Origin of the sequence: Heyndrickxia coagulans DSM 1 = ATCC 7050, from assembly GCF_000290615.1 — a bacterium.
Taxonomy (GTDB): Bacteria; Bacillota; Bacilli; order Bacillales; family Bacillaceae_C; genus Weizmannia; species Weizmannia coagulans.
This window is the reverse complement of sequence record NZ_ALAS01000085.1, coordinates 1-535: the sequence shown is the minus strand read 5'-3', so window position 1 is coordinate 535 and position 535 is coordinate 1. Positions and strand designations below refer to the sequence as shown.

The 535-nt window shown below is 34.2% G+C and carries 1 pseudogene; it reads left to right on the top strand.

Annotated features, from left to right (window positions below):
* Nucleotides 1–491, top strand: a pseudogene (locus IC21_RS03800) (transposase); the annotation flags it as partial.
* Between the last annotated feature and the right edge of the window lie 44 nt (nt 492–535).

Below are 535 nucleotides of genomic sequence, written 5' to 3'. Positions count from 1 at the left end.
AGTTTAAGGCAATAAAAGAGCTGGAACAAAGTAAGGATCAGAATTCATTAGTTTGGGTGAATGATATTGCCTACAAAGACAGAACGGTCAATCTGATGGAGGCCACAATGAAAACAGAGGATGGGAAATCGAAAGAGTATGTATTTATAACGGATATTAAAATCACGAAAAAGAACGTGGAACGACTCATCGCTGCAGGAAGAAGCCGCTGGAAGATTGAAAATCAAGGATTTAACGAACAAAAAAATAATCGTTACAATATAGAACATGCCAATAGCCAAAACTACACAGCCATGAAAAATCATTATTTATTAGTTCAAATAACAGATATTATTAGACAGCTGTTTGAAAAAGGTTCGTCAATCTTAAAAGCACTCAAAAAAACGGCAAAAGAAAAATCCTCAAATCTGTTGGAATCGTTTCGGACACGCATTTTAACAGACGAGGATTTCACCCATTTAAGTAAGCCAATACAAGTAAGGTTTACTTAATGGTTATATTATAGCAAAGGATGTGATGTAAAAAAAGGTTTTTT